The organism is Acinetobacter modestus, assembly GCF_014636095.1.
GTDB lineage: Bacteria > Pseudomonadota > Gammaproteobacteria > Pseudomonadales > Moraxellaceae > Acinetobacter > Acinetobacter modestus.
Map to the genome: position 1 here is coordinate 600,754 of NZ_BMDV01000001.1, position 15,984 is coordinate 616,737.

Annotated in this window: 15 protein-coding genes; 7 read left to right on the plus strand and 8 right to left on the minus strand. The window is 37.6% G+C overall.

Annotation, left to right across the window (positions count from 1 at the left end; all coding sequences use genetic code 11):
- The first annotated feature begins 395 nt into the window (after positions 1–395).
- Both IEV17_RS02750 and paeA read left to right on the plus strand, forming a co-directional pair.
- On the plus strand, positions 396–1,385 hold the full coding sequence (locus tag IEV17_RS02750) for a LysR family transcriptional regulator (RefSeq protein ID WP_004663040.1): 990 nt from the start codon (positions 396–398) through the stop codon (positions 1,383–1,385).
- Between the two features lie 145 nt (positions 1,386–1,530).
- Positions 1,531–2,859: a polyamine export protein PaeA gene (gene paeA / locus IEV17_RS02755; RefSeq protein ID WP_004663041.1), complete on the plus strand. Its 1,329-nt coding sequence runs from the start codon at positions 1,531–1,533 to the stop codon at positions 2,857–2,859.
- 33 nt (positions 2,860–2,892) lie between these two features.
- On the opposite strand, the gene IEV17_RS02760 is transcribed toward paeA, so the two are convergent.
- The 5 genes from IEV17_RS02760 to IEV17_RS02780 form a co-directional block, all read right to left on the minus strand.
- Positions 2,893–3,156 carry a ribosomal protein L7/L12 gene (locus IEV17_RS02760; protein WP_004663044.1) on the minus strand — a complete coding sequence of 88 codons (264 nt, stop codon included), beginning with the start codon at positions 3,154–3,156 and terminating at the stop codon, positions 2,893–2,895.
- Between the two features lie 50 nt (positions 3,157–3,206).
- Positions 3,207–3,722 carry a hypothetical protein gene (locus tag IEV17_RS02765; protein WP_004663047.1) on the minus strand — a complete coding sequence of 172 codons (516 nt, stop codon included), beginning with the start codon at positions 3,720–3,722 and terminating at the stop codon, positions 3,207–3,209.
- 198 nt (positions 3,723–3,920) lie between these two features.
- Positions 3,921–5,534, minus strand: coding sequence for a sulfate adenylyltransferase subunit CysN (gene cysN, locus IEV17_RS02770; protein WP_004663050.1), 1,614 nt, complete (start codon positions 5,532–5,534; stop codon positions 3,921–3,923).
- A gap of 83 nt (positions 5,535–5,617) precedes the next feature.
- Positions 5,618–6,526, minus strand: coding sequence for a sulfate adenylyltransferase subunit CysD (cysD, locus tag IEV17_RS02775; RefSeq protein WP_004663051.1), 909 nt, complete (start codon positions 6,524–6,526; stop codon positions 5,618–5,620).
- Positions 6,527–6,851: 325 nt separating this feature from the next.
- Positions 6,852–8,297 (minus strand): capsule assembly Wzi family protein, encoded by a 1,446-nt coding sequence (locus IEV17_RS02780; RefSeq protein ID WP_004663055.1) that lies wholly within the window; start codon positions 8,295–8,297, stop codon positions 6,852–6,854.
- Between the two features lie 168 nt (positions 8,298–8,465).
- Between IEV17_RS02780 and IEV17_RS02785 the strand changes: the two genes are divergently transcribed.
- Positions 8,466–8,963, plus strand: coding sequence for a DUF2059 domain-containing protein (locus IEV17_RS02785; RefSeq protein ID WP_034601559.1), 498 nt, complete (start codon positions 8,466–8,468; stop codon positions 8,961–8,963).
- 64 nt (positions 8,964–9,027) lie between these two features.
- Here IEV17_RS02785 and lysS read toward each other — a convergent pair whose 3' ends face one another.
- A complete protein-coding gene (gene lysS, locus IEV17_RS02790; protein WP_004663057.1) occupies positions 9,028–10,554 on the minus strand; it encodes a lysine--tRNA ligase in 1,527 nt (508 codons plus the stop codon).
- A gap of 162 nt (positions 10,555–10,716) precedes the next feature.
- Positions 10,717–11,154: an SRPBCC family protein gene (locus tag IEV17_RS02795; RefSeq protein WP_004663058.1), complete on the minus strand. Its 438-nt coding sequence runs from the start codon at positions 11,152–11,154 to the stop codon at positions 10,717–10,719.
- A 349-nt stretch (positions 11,155–11,503) separates the two neighbouring features.
- Between IEV17_RS02795 and rubA the strand changes: the two genes are divergently transcribed.
- The 4 genes from rubA (at position 11,504) to oxyR (ending at position 14,871) form a co-directional block, all read left to right on the plus strand.
- Positions 11,504–11,668 carry a rubredoxin RubA gene (rubA, locus tag IEV17_RS02800; RefSeq protein ID WP_004663059.1) on the plus strand — a complete coding sequence of 55 codons (165 nt, stop codon included), beginning with the start codon at positions 11,504–11,506 and terminating at the stop codon, positions 11,666–11,668.
- Between the two features lie 83 nt (positions 11,669–11,751).
- A complete protein-coding gene (gene rubB, locus IEV17_RS02805; protein ID WP_004663060.1) occupies positions 11,752–12,933 on the plus strand; it encodes a rubredoxin reductase RubB in 1,182 nt (393 codons plus the stop codon).
- 81 nt (positions 12,934–13,014) lie between these two features.
- Positions 13,015–13,959 carry an esterase EstB gene (gene estB / locus IEV17_RS02810; RefSeq protein WP_004663061.1) on the plus strand — a complete coding sequence of 315 codons (945 nt, stop codon included), beginning with the start codon at positions 13,015–13,017 and terminating at the stop codon, positions 13,957–13,959.
- Between the two features lie 6 nt (positions 13,960–13,965).
- The gene (oxyR, locus tag IEV17_RS02815) at positions 13,966–14,871 is read left to right on the plus strand and encodes a LysR family transcriptional regulator OxyR (protein ID WP_004663062.1); all 906 of its coding nucleotides are present in this window, start codon (positions 13,966–13,968) and stop codon (positions 14,869–14,871) included.
- A gap of 59 nt (positions 14,872–14,930) precedes the next feature.
- Here oxyR and dusB read toward each other — a convergent pair whose 3' ends face one another.
- Positions 14,931–15,956 (minus strand): tRNA dihydrouridine synthase DusB, encoded by a 1,026-nt coding sequence (dusB, locus tag IEV17_RS02820; protein ID WP_004663063.1) that lies wholly within the window; start codon positions 15,954–15,956, stop codon positions 14,931–14,933.
- Between the last annotated feature and the right edge of the window lie 28 nt (positions 15,957–15,984).

The following is a 15,984-nucleotide window of genomic DNA, read 5'->3' on the forward strand; positions in this document are numbered from 1 at the left end:
AGTATTTATTTATGAAATATACAGATAAAACGATATAGAATATTCAAAACAATAAACCAAGACTTTGATATATAAATATTTTTAAAAATAAAATTCATCATAAATTATTCATTAAACAATCTAACTCGTATTATTTCTATACATTTAAAACAACTATCCAATACCAAAACATATGAATGAATAAAGCGAATAAATGCAGAAATGGCCATCGTGTTTTTATATATTGAATATCATTTCCTCATGATAATGAATCTGTTATAAGCTTATTCAAGTTTAATAAGACCAAACCATTCAACTATTTGCTATACCTTTTATCTCGTTTTAAGTTACACAAACGGCTTTAGTTATGTCATAATTCATCACAATTCAAAAATTTTATTTTCGGTATTTTTTTTATGAATCTGGAGCGGGTTGATCTCAATTTATTGATTTATCTTGATGTACTTCTTCGTGAAAAAAATGTCACACGTGCTGCAGAACAACTGGGTGTCACTCAACCCGCAATGAGTAATATTTTACGTCGCTTACGTAATTTATTTAACGACCCTCTACTCATTCGTTCTTCTGAAGGCATGACACCAACTGAGCGTGCACTCGAATTACAACCACGTATTCGTGATGCATTATCAGATTTGTCGATGATTCTCGAACCACGTACCGAATTTAGACCTTATACCAGTACGCGCGTTTTTCGCATAATGACTTCCGATTATGCTGAAGCAACGCTCGTACCGCGTCTTGTAAAAGCACTTCGCTCTGAAGCGCCAAATGTTGTACTGGACTTCTTAACTCCAAGTGATGTCTCTTATCGAGATATGGAGCAAGGCAAAGTTGATCTAGCCATTAACCGCTTCAATGAAATCCCGCAAAGCTTCCATCAAGTTTTGGTATGGCGCGATAGTTTTAGCTGTATTTTAAATGATAAACACCCTGCTGTAACCCATCTCAACCTTAAAAGCTATTTAGATGCTCAACATATTTGGGTTTCTAAAACAGGTATGGGTGTTGGCTTTGGCGTAAATCCAGATAAACAAGCAGGACTCGGTTGGATTGACCAAGCTTTGGAACGAATTGGTCAGCGTCGTAAAATTTCCGTGTTTACTCGCCACTATCAAATGCCTGCACTTTTAGCGCAAAATGTTGATCTGATTGCAACATTGCCAACACGTATGGCACGTTTGCAAGCACAAAATCCTCGTCTTCTTATTAAAGACCCACCATTTTACATTCCAGAATTTGAGCTTAAAATGGCTTGGTGTCCATTGCTACACCATCATCCTGCACATCGTTGGTTAAGACAACTTATCCTCTTTGTAGCACGCCAAATGATCGAAGAAGAAAATCGTGAGTTTCTTTTAAATAATTCACAATTTTCACAATACTAAAATATTGCTTTGTAATAATATGATTTCCTCTACGGATATGCTTGTTTCATAAGCAAAATTGTTATACTGAGGTAATACCCAATTACCTCTCTTCTTTTTTTATGTTACAACATATCCATAATAAACGATGAACCACAGGTGATGTGTGAGTCTCTTCCAAAATATTATTGTCATTATTCTGCTGATAACTGCGGCAGGTTTTCTCTCGCTCACTGAAATTGCACTTGCTGGCGCACGAAAAGTTAAATTAAAAATTTTGGCTGAATCTGGTGAAATTCGAGCACAAAAAGTTTTAGATTTACAGGAACAATCTGCGGACTTTTTTGCAGCCTCACAAATCGGTTTAAATGCTGTTGCTATCTTAGGCGGTATTTTAGGTGAAGCAGCTTTTCGCCCATTTTTTGTAGAAATGCTTAAACAGTTTTATGTAGGCCCTTGGCTAGAAACGATTGGTTTTGCTTTATCTTTCACTTTGGTAACTTCCCTTTTTATTTTGTTCGCGGATCTAATGCCAAAACGTTTGGCAATGATCGCCCCAGAAAAAATTTCCATTCGCGTTATTGAGCCGATTCAAGTTTTTATCAAAATTTGTAAGCCTTTAGCTTGGGGAATCAATGCAATTGCAAACTTGTTGTTCCGATTATTTAAAGTAAATACCATTCGTGATGACAATATTACGTTTGATGATATTTCTGCGGTTATGGATGCAGGAGCTCAAGCTGGTGTACTACAAAAACAAGAACACCACTTCATTGAGAATGTTTTTGAACTCGAAGAACGCACAGTACCATCAAGTATGACCACACGTGAAAATGTGGTTTATTTCACTTTAAAAGAAAATGAGAACAGTATTCGTCAGAAATTAGCCGAATATCCCTACTCCAAGTTTTTAGTCTGTAATGAACAAATTGACCAAGTCATTGGTTATGTTGATACCAAAGACATTTTGGTTCGTATCTTAAACAATCAATCTCTCCTTCAGCTTAATGAATCAACAATCCGTACTGTTCTTATTATTCCAGACACATTAACACTTTCAGAATTACTAGATCGCTTCCGTTCAACCAAAGAAAAATTTGCGGTCGTTATTAATGAATATGCCTTGGTGGTTGGTGTAATTACTCTCAGCGACATCATGATTACTGTGATGGGTGATTGGGTAACACCAATGGAAGAAGATCAACAAATTATTAAGCGTGATAATCACTCATGGCTGATTGATGGTAGCACCCCAATTGAAGATGTGAAACATGTATTGGAAATTGAAGAATTTCCTGAAAATGAAAATTATGAAACGATTGCTGGTTTCATCATGTATCGTTTACGCAAAATTCCACGTCCAGCTGATGCAGTAGAATATGCAAGTTTTAAGTTTGAAGTAGTTGATATTGACCATTATAAAATCGATCAATTACTGGTCACTCAAATTATTCCCAGCTTAGAAAATGAACCGCCTTCAACAATAACTGAATAACTCATAAAAATTAAGCCCTCTTAAGGGCTTAATTTATCTAGTCAAAAACCAAACTAGAATCACCAATATGATGAAAATCAAAATAAAGATTTGGATTCCGCCACGACTGCGTTGGGCTAACTGTTCCTGAATTAGCGCTTGCTCTTGTGGATGCTCTTTTAAATATCGTTCGACCAAGTCTTTGGATTCTTTCAACCCAAGACCTGTTTTCTCACGAGTAATTTTGATTGCATCTATCAACTGACCTGCTCTTAAAGCGTCTAGAGCCTCACGTGGCATCTCTATATTCAAACTCATAAATTTAACATCCTTGTTATTTATAATAATTTATTTGATTTATAGAAAATTTAATTTCCACCATATAGTGAAATTAATTGATCTAATGTAGCTTGATAATGAATTGCAATGTCTTCTGATAGGATTTTATACGCATTATCGAACTGAACCATTGGCCATCCTTCTTTCCAAAATGGGAAGATGTTATGCAGATCATGAGTTACTATTGAATCTTCACGCACAATTGCTTGAGCAACCTGAGACAGAACTTGAGCTGTTTCAGCCCCATCAATCGCGAGATAATCAATACCTCGCACTTTCAAAATACGAATACGATCTTTCTTATAACGAATTTTTTTAGCTTGTCCAGAATTTAAACCTAATGCAAGTGTTACTGCTTCTACAAATTTATCTTCAAAACTTGTATTCAGTGCAACCAAAGCTTGCTTGTGCGCTTCTTGACGCCCGGCCTTCCCCCCATTACGGATGATTTCGTTCGCTTCTGCATCAAGCTTATCTTTTTTCATAGACTGTAAAATGTCTAAAATTTCGATATCGCTTAAATATTCAGGAGTTTGCTCAGTCATGGGAGTCCTTAGACAATAATTCAAAGAACTATTGTCTCATAAAAGACATTTCAAAACAGAATAAAAAAATATCAGCTCGATATATTTATCACTATTTGAAATTAAATCGAAGGATCAAGAACCTTAAAACATATAAATCTCGAATTTATAAAATAAAAAAGCCTGCATAAGCAGGCTTTTAGAAGTCAGTCTAATCTATTAAAGACGAACTAACTCCACGATTTTTTCAGCTGCTTCTTCAACCGTTTCAGCATTAATATCGGTATCTGTACCATCAACAGTTGTTGTAATAACCACTACACCTGTTTCACGTAATAAAGCAGTTTGCTCAGTCGTTAAACTAACTTTTGCAATCGCAACCACACCTTGTTGAATCAATAAGCTTTCTAAAGCTTGTGCATTCTCGATTAACTGTGCAGAAACACCGATCACAGCAGGTTTCTGACCTAAACGTGCCGCACGATCTTCAGCAGTTACAGGGTTGCTATGCGCAGTCCATTCTACTGCTGCTTCAATCATCCCCGCACCAACAGTAACGTTGCTTAAGCGGTCAATAAAGATCAATGAACCTGTATAACGGCTGTCTTGATATTGGTCAAATACCACTGGAGCATCAAACTCAATTACAAGATCTGCAATTGCATTTAGCTCAAGCTCTTCAACTTGAGTATGTTCAAGTGTATTTACATTGACACGATAATTAATTGCACTGACTTTTGCAGGAACAGTTTGCGTACCAATTTTAAGGTTATACAGTTTACCTTTCACTAATGGATGTTCATTCATCCATACGACAGATGCACGAACACTACGCGAAATAAGCGGTTGTTCACCTGCACGAACTAAAACATTACCACGTGAAATATCAATTTCATCATTTAACGTTAAAGTAACCGCTTGACCTGCAATTGCTTGTTCAAGATTTCCATCGAAAGTGACAATTTCTTTAACCGTTGATTTTTTACCTGAAGGTAAAGCAACGATTTCATCGCCAACGTTAATTTCACCAAGTGCAATCGTACCTGCAAAACCACGAAAATCAAGATTTGGGCGATTCACATACTGAACTGGGAAACGGAATTCTTTTTTGTTCGAATCTCGCTTGATTTCCACTGATTCAAGAATGCTCATCAAGGTTTGACCCTTGTACCAAGGCGTACTTGCAGATGGATTAACAACGTTATCGCCATTCAATGCTGAAATCGGAACGAATAAAATATTCTCTGGACGACGCTCACTAAGCTGACTTAAGAATGCATCATATTCAACTTGAATTTCGTTGAAGCGAGATTCAGAGAACTCAACCAAGTCCATTTTATTGATCGCAACAACGATATTTTTAATACCAAGTAAACTTGCAATAAAAGTATGACGGCGAGTTTGCGTTTGCACACCATAACGCGCATCAATCAAAATAATCGCAAGATCAGCCGTTGATGCACCTGTTGCCATGTTACGCGTATATTGCTCATGTCCTGGCGTATCAGCAATGATGAACTTACGCTTTTCCGTTGAAAAATAACGGTAAGCTACATCAATTGTAATCCCCTGTTCGCGTTCAGCTTGTAAACCATCAACAAGCAAGGCAAGGTCAGGAGCATCTCCTGTTGTACCTACTTTTTTACTATCACGCGTTACTGCTTGCAATTGATCTTCATAGATCAACTTTGAATCATAAAGTAACCGACCAATTAGCGTTGACTTACCATCATCGACGTTACCGCAAGTCAAGAAGCGCAAAAGGTCTTTATTTTCGTGCTGTTTTAAATATGCCAAAATATCTTGGCTAATAAGATCTGATTGATGAGACATTGCTCAAAACTCCACAAAATTTGAAATCGAATTTTGTAATTTCCCTAAATCTCTCTTTTAAAAGAGGGGCTTGCTTAAGGAAATTAGAAATAACCTTCCTGCTTTTTCTTTTCCATTGAGCCAGCTTCATCATGGTCAATCATACGACCCTGACGCTCTGAGCTAGTAGCTAAAAGCATTTCTTGGATAATTTCGGGCAATGTATCCGCCTCAGACTCAACTGCACCTGTTAATGGGTAACAACCAAGTGTACGGAAACGTACCGATTTCATTTGAGGAACTTCACCTTCCTTTAAACGCATACGCTCATCATCGACCATGATCAACGTACCGCTACGCTCTACAACTGGACGTACAGCTGAGAAGTAAAGAGGAACAAGTTGAATATTTTCTAAATAGATATACTGCCAAATATCTAACTCAGTCCAGTTAGATAGAGGGAAAACACGGATACTTTCACCTTTGTTCACTTTACCGTTGTAAAGATTCCAAAGTTCTGGACGTTGGTTTTTTGGATCCCAACGGTGCTTCGTATCACGGAATGAATAAACACGTTCTTTCGCACGTGATTTTTCTTCATCACGACGTGCACCACCAAACGCAGCATCAAACTGATATTTATCTAATGCTTGTTTTAAACCCTGAGTTTTCATGATGTCAGTATATTTTGAACTACCATGATCAAACGGGTTAATGCCTGCATCACGACCTTCTTTGTTCTGATGTACGATCAAATCAAAGCCATGGGTTTTTGCCATGTTGTCACGGAATGTGATCATATCTTTAAACTTCCAACCTGTATCTACATGCAGGAGTGGAAAAGGAAGTTTAGCAGGATAAAATGCCTTCAAAGCAAGATGTAGCATGACTGCCGAATCTTTACCAATTGAATAAAGCATCACTGGATTTTCAAATTCAGCTGCAACTTCACGAATAATATGAATACTTTCTGCCTCAAGTTGCTTGAGGTGAGTTAATCTATTTTCAGTCATGTACATATCCCCCCTTATCAATGTTACCCATAAAATCTATAAGTGGTATTAAACCACCACTTGGAAGACCGTGTGGAGGAACGAGTATCATAACAACTCCAATTTTTCGTGATATCGATATTCTTACTAGTGGACAAATGAGCAATCTAGTAAAGTTTATCCATTATAATAATTTAGAACGGCTTCTTTAGCTTGTTTTTTCATATCAATATGCAAAATTGTGATATGCATAGCTCGAAAAGAGAAGAAGAACTGTTAAAAATAACATGAAATTAAATTAAACGAAAAAGAAGCCGAATTCGGCTTCTTATCTATTTAGTTAAGATTAGAAACGGAACATATTTTTTTCTAATGGAATCTCAACGCCAACAGAAATACCACCATCATTACCATTGAGATCCGAGTCACTCACCCAACCATTAATTTTTAATGGAATCGTTGGCTTTAAATAATGTGTCCATGTTAAATCTAAACCTTTTAAGGTATCTTGTTTTGGAAAGGCCTCATTAATTAACAAGTTAGATTCATTCACTTTGGCATAAAGTACACGTCCACTTAGACGATTCATCACATCAAAACGAATATCGCCACCAACAGAATATGTCTGCCCATCACCACCAATTGCATGTCCTAATGGGAAACCGTGCTGGTAATAGCCGTCTTTATAAATAGTATGGGCATAAGAAATACGTCTTACTTCGCCATTGGTACGCGTGTCAGCCCATTCTGCATATAATTGATATGGCATATCTTTATAAATTGAAGAAAAATCTGCACCACCGAGATACATATATTTTGCAGGTAATCCACCAGCTTCATCTTCACCAATAAACTGACCATACAAACTGACTGGAACGTTCAATAAAGGTTGTAAAAATAACCGACCATCAAATCCTGCAATCTGATTAGAAGGATCTTCTTTACCAGTACCGCCATTGTCTTTTGTTCCTGTAATAGCATCCCAAAGTGAACTTAAAGTTTCAGGTCGACCATCACCTCCCCATTGAATGGCACGTGAAGCACCAATTTCTAATGCTGGAAATGGACGAGCTGTTAAACGTAAACCAATTAATTTAGCATCAGGTACAGCTTTGTAATCATCTAACTGGCCTGCAAAAGCCTGATATTGCCAAGGTCCAATCCATGATAACCATTTTGATTCAAATGCATTTTGATTTGCTCTTTGAACAGTCACCCCATAAACAGGACGACTAGCATCACCACGGATCAAACTTCCATCATGTCCAGGCCCCCAATAAGTAGGGATTTGACCAGCAATTAACCATTGATTCCAAAGCTTTCCTGCAATATATGAACCTTCAACATTGGCAGCATGACCATTATCAATTAAAGGATCTTTCTCTCCATTAACACGTAGTTTTGCATCCCAGCCTTCCCCACCCGCGTTAAATTCAACGGCTACTTGATATTGTGATTTTTGATTCTCGCCAAATGTTTGAGGAATAGTTTTTAAATCAGTAGCCGCATGCAAACCAACTTTTACGGTTTCATTATCGGCTTGAAGTGCATTCTTTACAGAATTGATGACTTTTTGCTGTGTATTATTTGCCACTTTTGCTTGCGACAAAGCTCGTTGAATTTCATCACCACTCAACGGCCAAGTTGAAGTACTGATTTGGATAACACCTTGCTGATTTAACCAATTTAAGTCAGTGCGTAAGTTTGCATCATTCAATACAAGCCCTTGTGCAAAAGTAGTAGCTGAAATAGCCGAAAATAATGCGATATAAAGCGATTTTTTTACAAACATACCCTAACTGTTCTCAAATTTACTCATTAGCACATCATCGTTTTTTTATGCTTTTTTTTCAATCATCAAACCAAACAATTACACTTATTAACATATAATAAGAAATTGACAATAAAAGAGATGGCTGAGTACCATCTAGGCTTTCTATAGCAACATTGAAACTAGATAATGAGAAAGTTTATTCTAAGCCTTATAATCGGCACATTGATTTCCATGCCTACTTTTGCTCAACAAGCATCAAAAGAGTCGGTAAAAGAGCTATTAAAAGTCACTAAATCTGAACAGTTAATCGATCAATCAAGCCAATATGTCCACCAAATTATGGCTTCAAGTATTGAACAAGCCACTCAAGGACAAGAACTCAATGCTAAACAAAAGAAAGCCATTGAGAATTTTAATCAAGATATTGCAAAGATTGTAAAACAGGATTTTACTTGGGCTAAATTAGAGCCTGAAATGATTCAACTCTATGTTGAAGAATTTACCCAAGAAGAAATCAACGGCATGCTTGAATTTTATAAAACACCTGTTGGTCAATCGACAATTAATAAATTACCTATTGTAATGCAAAAAAGTCTGAAAATTGGTCAGCAACAAATGGGTGAGTTAACACCTAAAATTATGCAAGCCGCTCAAAAACTCGCAAAAGAACTGCAAACAAAATAACCAATAAATTACAGTTAAAAAAATAGCCACAAATTAGATGTGGCTATTTTTATTCAGCTTAAAATTAATCTTTACGGCGCATATGCGGGAATAACAATACATCACGAATACTTGGCGCATTAGCAAATAGCATAACCAAACGATCAATACCAATCCCTTGGCCTGCAGTAGGTGGCAAACCATATTCTAATGCTTCAATGAAGTCCGCATCATAATGCATAGCTTCATCATCACCAGCATCTTTTTCTTGAACCTGTGCTTGGAAACGTTCCGCTTGATCGATCGGATCGTTTAACTCAGAGAAACCATTAGCTAACTCACGACCACCAATAAAGAACTCAAAACGATCTGTAATATGTGGATTATCATCATTACGACGAGCGAGTGGTGAGGTTTCAGCAGGATATTCAGTAATGAATGTTGGTTGGCGTAATTTTGTTTCTACAGTTTCTTCAAACACGATTGTCTGTAATTTACCCAAACCAAAACCAGGCTTCACTTTTTCTTTCAACACATCTTGAGTAAATTTAGCCAAGAACTCACGATCATTTACATTTTCTGGCGTAAAGTCTGGATTATGCTCAAGAATGGCATCAAACATTGATATTTTCTTGAATGGACCTTTGAAGCTATACACTTCATCACCATAAGGCACATCGGTAGAACCTAAAATATCAATTGCGAGTTTTTCAAGCATATTCTCAGTTAATGCCATCAAGTCTTTATAATCAGCGTAGGCTTGATAGAACTCAATCATTGTAAATTCAGGGTTATGGCGTGTTGATACCCCTTCGTTACGGAAGTTACGGTTGATTTCAAATACACGCTCAAAACCACCTACTACAAGGCGTTTTAAGTACAACTCTGGCGCAATACGCAAATAGAGTTCCATATCCAATGCATTATGATGTGTTACGAATGGTTTTGCAGATGCACCACCCGGGATCACATGCATCATTGGTGTTTCAACTTCCATGAAACGTTCATTGGTTAAGAACGCACGAATACCTGCAACCACTTTGGCACGAATTTCAAAGGTCTTACGCGTTTCTTCGTTGACGATCAAATCTAAATAACGTTTGCGATATTTCGCTTCTGTGTCCGTTAAACCATGGAATTTATCTGGAAGCGGACGGAGTGATTTGGTTAATAGTTCAAATCCTTCGAGGTGTACATATAAGTCACCTTTGCCAGAACGTCCGATATAACCTTCAGCGGCAATAATATCGCCAAGATCTAGGCTTTTAATCGTTTCTAAAACGTCTGCTGGCAAACCTTTACGATCTACATAAAGTTGGATACGACCTGTCATATCTTGGATCACAATAAATGACCCACGGTTCAACATGACACGACCCGCGACTTTTACATAAACTTTTTCAGCACCTTCGATTTGTGCTTTATCTTGATCTTTAAATTGTTCTTGTAAGTCACCTGTATAGTGCTCACGTTTAAAGGTATTCGGCCAAGGGCTCTTGCCACTTTGTTTGGCAGTCTCTTGGATTTGCTTTAACTTGGCATGACGCTGTGCGATTAAATCGTTTTCGGAAAGTGTTTGTTCAGAAGTCGATTGAGCGTTTTGTTGCGTCATCTCTGCCTCGATTTAAGTAAAATTGAAGTGGCATAGAATAGCAGATCAAAGCCCATTTTCGCACCATTTCAGTCACACAATCGTGAAAAAAGCAAAGATTTATCAATTTCAAAGTGAAAATAATACTTTTATCTTGCAATAAATATGTACTTAAAATGATTTCTATTGCTCAGCTAATTGTTTAACTATCGCCAATCCTCGTTCAAAACCTTGATTCATCATTTCAATGTATTCGGGTTGAATATCCACCTCAACATGTACTTGGGTGCAGTCATCTAAATCGAACAACATGTACTTTTCTAATGCACCTGCCCATGTTTTAACTTCATCACTTTCTGTATCCTCATGTCCATTTTGAATCATTCCAATATGCTTAAATATAATGACATTTGGCTCATCCAAACGCTCAATAATTGAAATCATGCCATCCCCTTTGGCATCATAGAAATAGGTTTTACCGCCTACTTTCCAATCGGATTGCATCGTTGAACTACAAGAAAAGAACTGTGTCCAAGCTTGGTAACTTTCTTTTTGCCATAATATTTCCCACACTTTTTGCTTCGAAGCCTTAATTTCAATACCGTAAGATAAAGTCTGCATTTTTGTTTTCTCCATAATTTTGGTGTTATTTTTGATCTTTTAATTTTAAATGGTTATTTTTCACCCATCTTATATTTATACTTTTACTGTTTTTAAAATGCTATAGGGATATACAGATCTATAAAAAATTAGAGTAATTGCTCAAATAACAAGACTTTCAGAACAAATTGCCATTCCACTTTTTACATAAATGATTAAACTCTTGCATTTACTTTACTTAAATGGCGTTCTGCGTAAAAATCTAACTCCTGATCAACACAAGTTTGTTGTATTACAGCGATCGTAGCGACATTATGGAATAGTTTTACTGAAAGGCAATTTGAGCATACCTATCAGTTTGGAGAGTCACATGAAAAAATATCAATGTATCGTTTGTGGGTGGATTTACGACGAAGCAGATGGTTGGCCACAAGACGGCATTGCAGCAGGTACTAAATGGGAAGATATCCCTGATGATTGGACTTGCCCAGATTGCGGCGTTTCAAAAGCTGATTTTGAAATGATTGAAATCTAAATAGATCTAAAAGACCGTGATCATGATCATGGTCTTTTTTTTCCTATCGTTTGTTTTTATTGAAAGAAATACTGGAGAATATAATGCATCCTATCGTCATCATCGGATCGGGCATGGCAGGCTATACTGTTGCACGTGAGTTTCGCAAACTAAGCCCAGAACAAGAACTCGTTATGATCTGCGCAGATGATGCGGTAAATTATGCAAAACCAACATTATCTAATGCATTTGCAGGCAATAAAGCACCTGAACAAATTGCCCTAGGTGATGCAGCTAAAATGGCAACGCAACTGAATATGCGCATTGAAGCTGAAACCTTGGTGAAAGAAATTAATGCTGAACAACATAAAATCACTTTAGAAAAAAATGGTGAAATTTTCACTCAACCTTATTCAAAACTGGTCCTTGCAGTGGGTGCAAACCCAATTCGTTTAGCAATTGCTGGTGATGGTAGTGATGATATTCATGTCGTGAACTCCTTGATCGACTACCGTACATTCCGTGAAAATTTAGCAAAGCGTAAAGATAAACGCGTTGTAATTCTAGGTGCTGGGTTAATTGGTTGTGAATTTGCCAATGATTTATTACATAGCAACTACGATGTCACAGTAATTGATCTTGCACCACAACCACTTGGTCGCTTGCTACCAAATCACGTTGCTGAAGCATTTAAAACAAACTTAGAACAAGCGGGTATTAAATTCGCATTGTCGACCACTGTTGAAAAAGTAACAAAAATCAATGATGGTGAAGATTACGAAGTGACTTTGGCAACAGGTCAGACTTTAATCGCAGATATCGTTCTTTCAGCGATTGGTTTACAGCCAAATATATCTTTAGCAAAAGCTGCAGATATCCAAACAAGTCGCGGTATTATTACCAATACCTTACTTGAAACTAATCAAGCAGATATTTACGCTGTTGGCGACTGTGCAGAAGTGAATGGAACATTACTGCCATATGTCATGCCAATCATGCAACAAGCACGTGCATTAGCAAAAACACTGAGCGGGCAAAGTACTGCTGTACACTACCCTGCAATGCCTGTTGCGGTAAAAACACCTGCTGCACCATTGACTGTATTACCTGCACCAATTGGTGTAGATGTGAATTGGGAAACTGAAGAGTTTGAAGATGGTATGCTTGCTAGAGCAGCAGATGGTGAAGGCACATTAAGAGGTTTTGTGCTTTTAGGTGCGACCGCAAGCAAACAACGTTTAACTTTAACCAAACTTGTTCCAGACTTGATTCCAGCACAAGTTTAAGGTTTAAATTAGAGTCTGTTGAGAAAGGAATTTCTAGCAGACTCTAATTCTATAAAAAGAATTCAATTCGGAATGAATGCCATGAACAGTGCTTTACAATTTAATGTGTCACCTTATGCTCCATTTATGCAAGAAACCAAAGTCACTTTAGGTAATGGTATTGAACTGCATGTTGAAATGGGCGGCAATCCAGAACACCCAACAATTCTATTGATTATGGGTTTAGGTGCTCAAATGCTGTTTTGGCCTGACTTCTTTTGTAAATCATTGATTGATCAAGGCTTTCGCGTTATCCGTTTCGATAATCGTGATATTGGTTTATCTTCAAAAATTCGTGAAAAAAGAAAACGCCTCAATACAATGAAACTCATGAGTCGTTTCATCGTCGGGCTTGGTAACAAAGGTGCACCTTACACTTTATATGATATGGCTGATGATGTTTCGATGTTAATCGACCAATTGGGGCTTGAAAAAACATATCTGATAGGCGCTTCAATGGGTGGCATGATCTCCCAAATCGTGGCAGCGAAATATCCAGAAAAAGTTGAGAAAGTCGGATTATTATTTACAAGTAATAATCAACCCTTCCTGCCACCTCCGTTTCCAAAACAACTTTTCAGTTTATTAGGTAAACCTGAAGCACATGACGAAGATGCGATTGTGAATCATAGTTTAAAAGTATTTCATATTATTGGATCACCAGGCTATGTGAATCAAGTTGAAGCAATTCAAACCATTCGTAAACTATATCGCCGTAGTTTTTACCCAGCGGGTGTACTTCAACAGTTTTTAGCAATATTATGTACAGGTTCTTTGTTACCATTGAACAAAAATATTACTCAACCGACTTTGGTTGTACATGGTTCAAAAGATCGTTTATTACCACCAAGTCACGGGAAAGCTGTTGCAAAGGCGATTTCTGGTGCTAAATTTGAATTAATTCAAGGAATGGGGCATGATATTCCTGCTCACTTCATTCCACAACTTAGCGGTTTGTTTGCTCATCACTTTAGATCATCACACTAGGACTCTATGGCTGCATTACCCTCATTAAGACAGCTATCGTATTTAGTTACGTTGTCAGAAACTTTACATTTTACTGAAGCTGCGCGCCGTTCATTTGTCACTCAGTCTACTTTGTCGGGTGGTATCATGGAGCTAGAGCGCCTCTTAGGTGGCGTCCTAGTTGAGCGTGATCGTCAAAACGTTCGTTTAACTCCATTAGGCGAACAAGTCGTTGCACGTGCACGAGTATTACTTGCTGATGCACAAGATTTAATGCGCCTAAGTAGAGAAATGAGTGAACCATTAACAGGTGATTTACATCTCGGTATTATTCCTACGATTGCACCATTTATTTTGACTCAACTACTTGATGAAGTGCATCGACAACTGCCGAAGATTCAGCTTCATTTACACGAAGCTCAAAGTGAGAAAATCGTAGAAAAGCTAGAACATGGCAATTTAGATATGATTGTTCTAGCACTTCCATTTGATACTCGTGGATTAAAAGTTGCAGAAATTGCAAAAGAAAATTTATTCGTTGTTTATAATAAAGATGACAATAATACCGCAAATGCAAACTCGTTGGATGACTTAGATTTATCTCGCCTAATGCTACTCGAAGAAGGTCATTGTTTACGAGATCACACCTTAAGTGCCTGCCCTGTGGGTGAGCGCAAAAATGATCATCGCTTAAAGGCAAGCTCTCTTCCAACTTTAGTGGAAATGGTGTCATCAGATCTTGGCTTTACACTGCTACCTGAAATTGCCTTGAAAAACAGTATGATTCATTTCAATGAAGAAATTGCAGTAAAATCAATTGAAGACGCCCCGAGTCGCACATTGGCTTTAGTGACTCGTAAAAGCACTCCTCTACAAAGTGAATTTGATGTGATCTTTCAAATTCTGCAAAAAATCACTGCACATTTAGAATAATCGAAAGCCTGTAATGAAACTTATCATTACAGGCTTTTAAACGAATAAAAATCACATCACTATTTAATGTCTAGTAAATTGACTTGTTCAACTTCAACATCACTCATGCGCTGCCCTAGATCAAGCAATTGATTAAAATATGCCTCTACAACTTTTGCCTGATCAGCAGTATTTTCCACTTTATACATATTTTGGCGGAATTCATTACTCGAACGTAAGCCTTTGGTGTACCAAGCAATATGCTTGCGCGCAATCCGACAACCAGAATATTCACCATAGAATTGATATAGTTCTGATAGATGCCCTAATAGCACAGCTTTGACTTCAGCAATATCAGGCGCTGCCAAGTGTTTACCTGTTTTTAAGTAATGTGCTATTTCTCGAAATATCCATGGTCGACCTTGTGCAGCACGTCCAATCATAATCGCGTCTGCGCCAGTATAGTCTAGTACATATTTAGCTTTCTCAGGACTATCAATATCACCATTGGCAATCAATGGAATATCAATCAGTTCTTTTACCTGCTTAATCAGCTCATAACGTGCTGTGTTCAAATACATATCTTCACGCGTACGACCATGTAAGGCTAAAGCTGCAATTCCTGATTCTTCAGCACGTTTTGCCACACGCAAAATATTTTCATGACCATTTAAAAATCCCAGTCGGGTTTTTAAAGTCACCGGCACATCTACCGCTGCAACCACAGCATCCAGAATTCGGGCTACTAAATCTTCATCTTGTAATAATGCTGAACCTGCCAACTTGTTACAAACCTTTTTGGCTGGACAACCCATATTGATATCAACGATTTGTGCACCGTTAGCGACTTGATAACGAGCAGCTTCCGCGAGTTGCTCTGGGTCAGAACCCGCGATTTGTGCTGAAATTGGCGCGAGCTCGCCATCAAAATTTGCACGATATAAACTTTTCTTACTCATACGTAAGGTTTTATCAGCCGCCATCATTTCACTTATGGCATGACCTGCACCAAAATATTTACATAGTGTCCGAAAGGGTCTATCTGTTACGCCTGCCATAGGCGCAACAATCAAATTATTTGACAGTTGATATGAACCAATATACATATATATTCTTACAAATTCTGAGCAACAT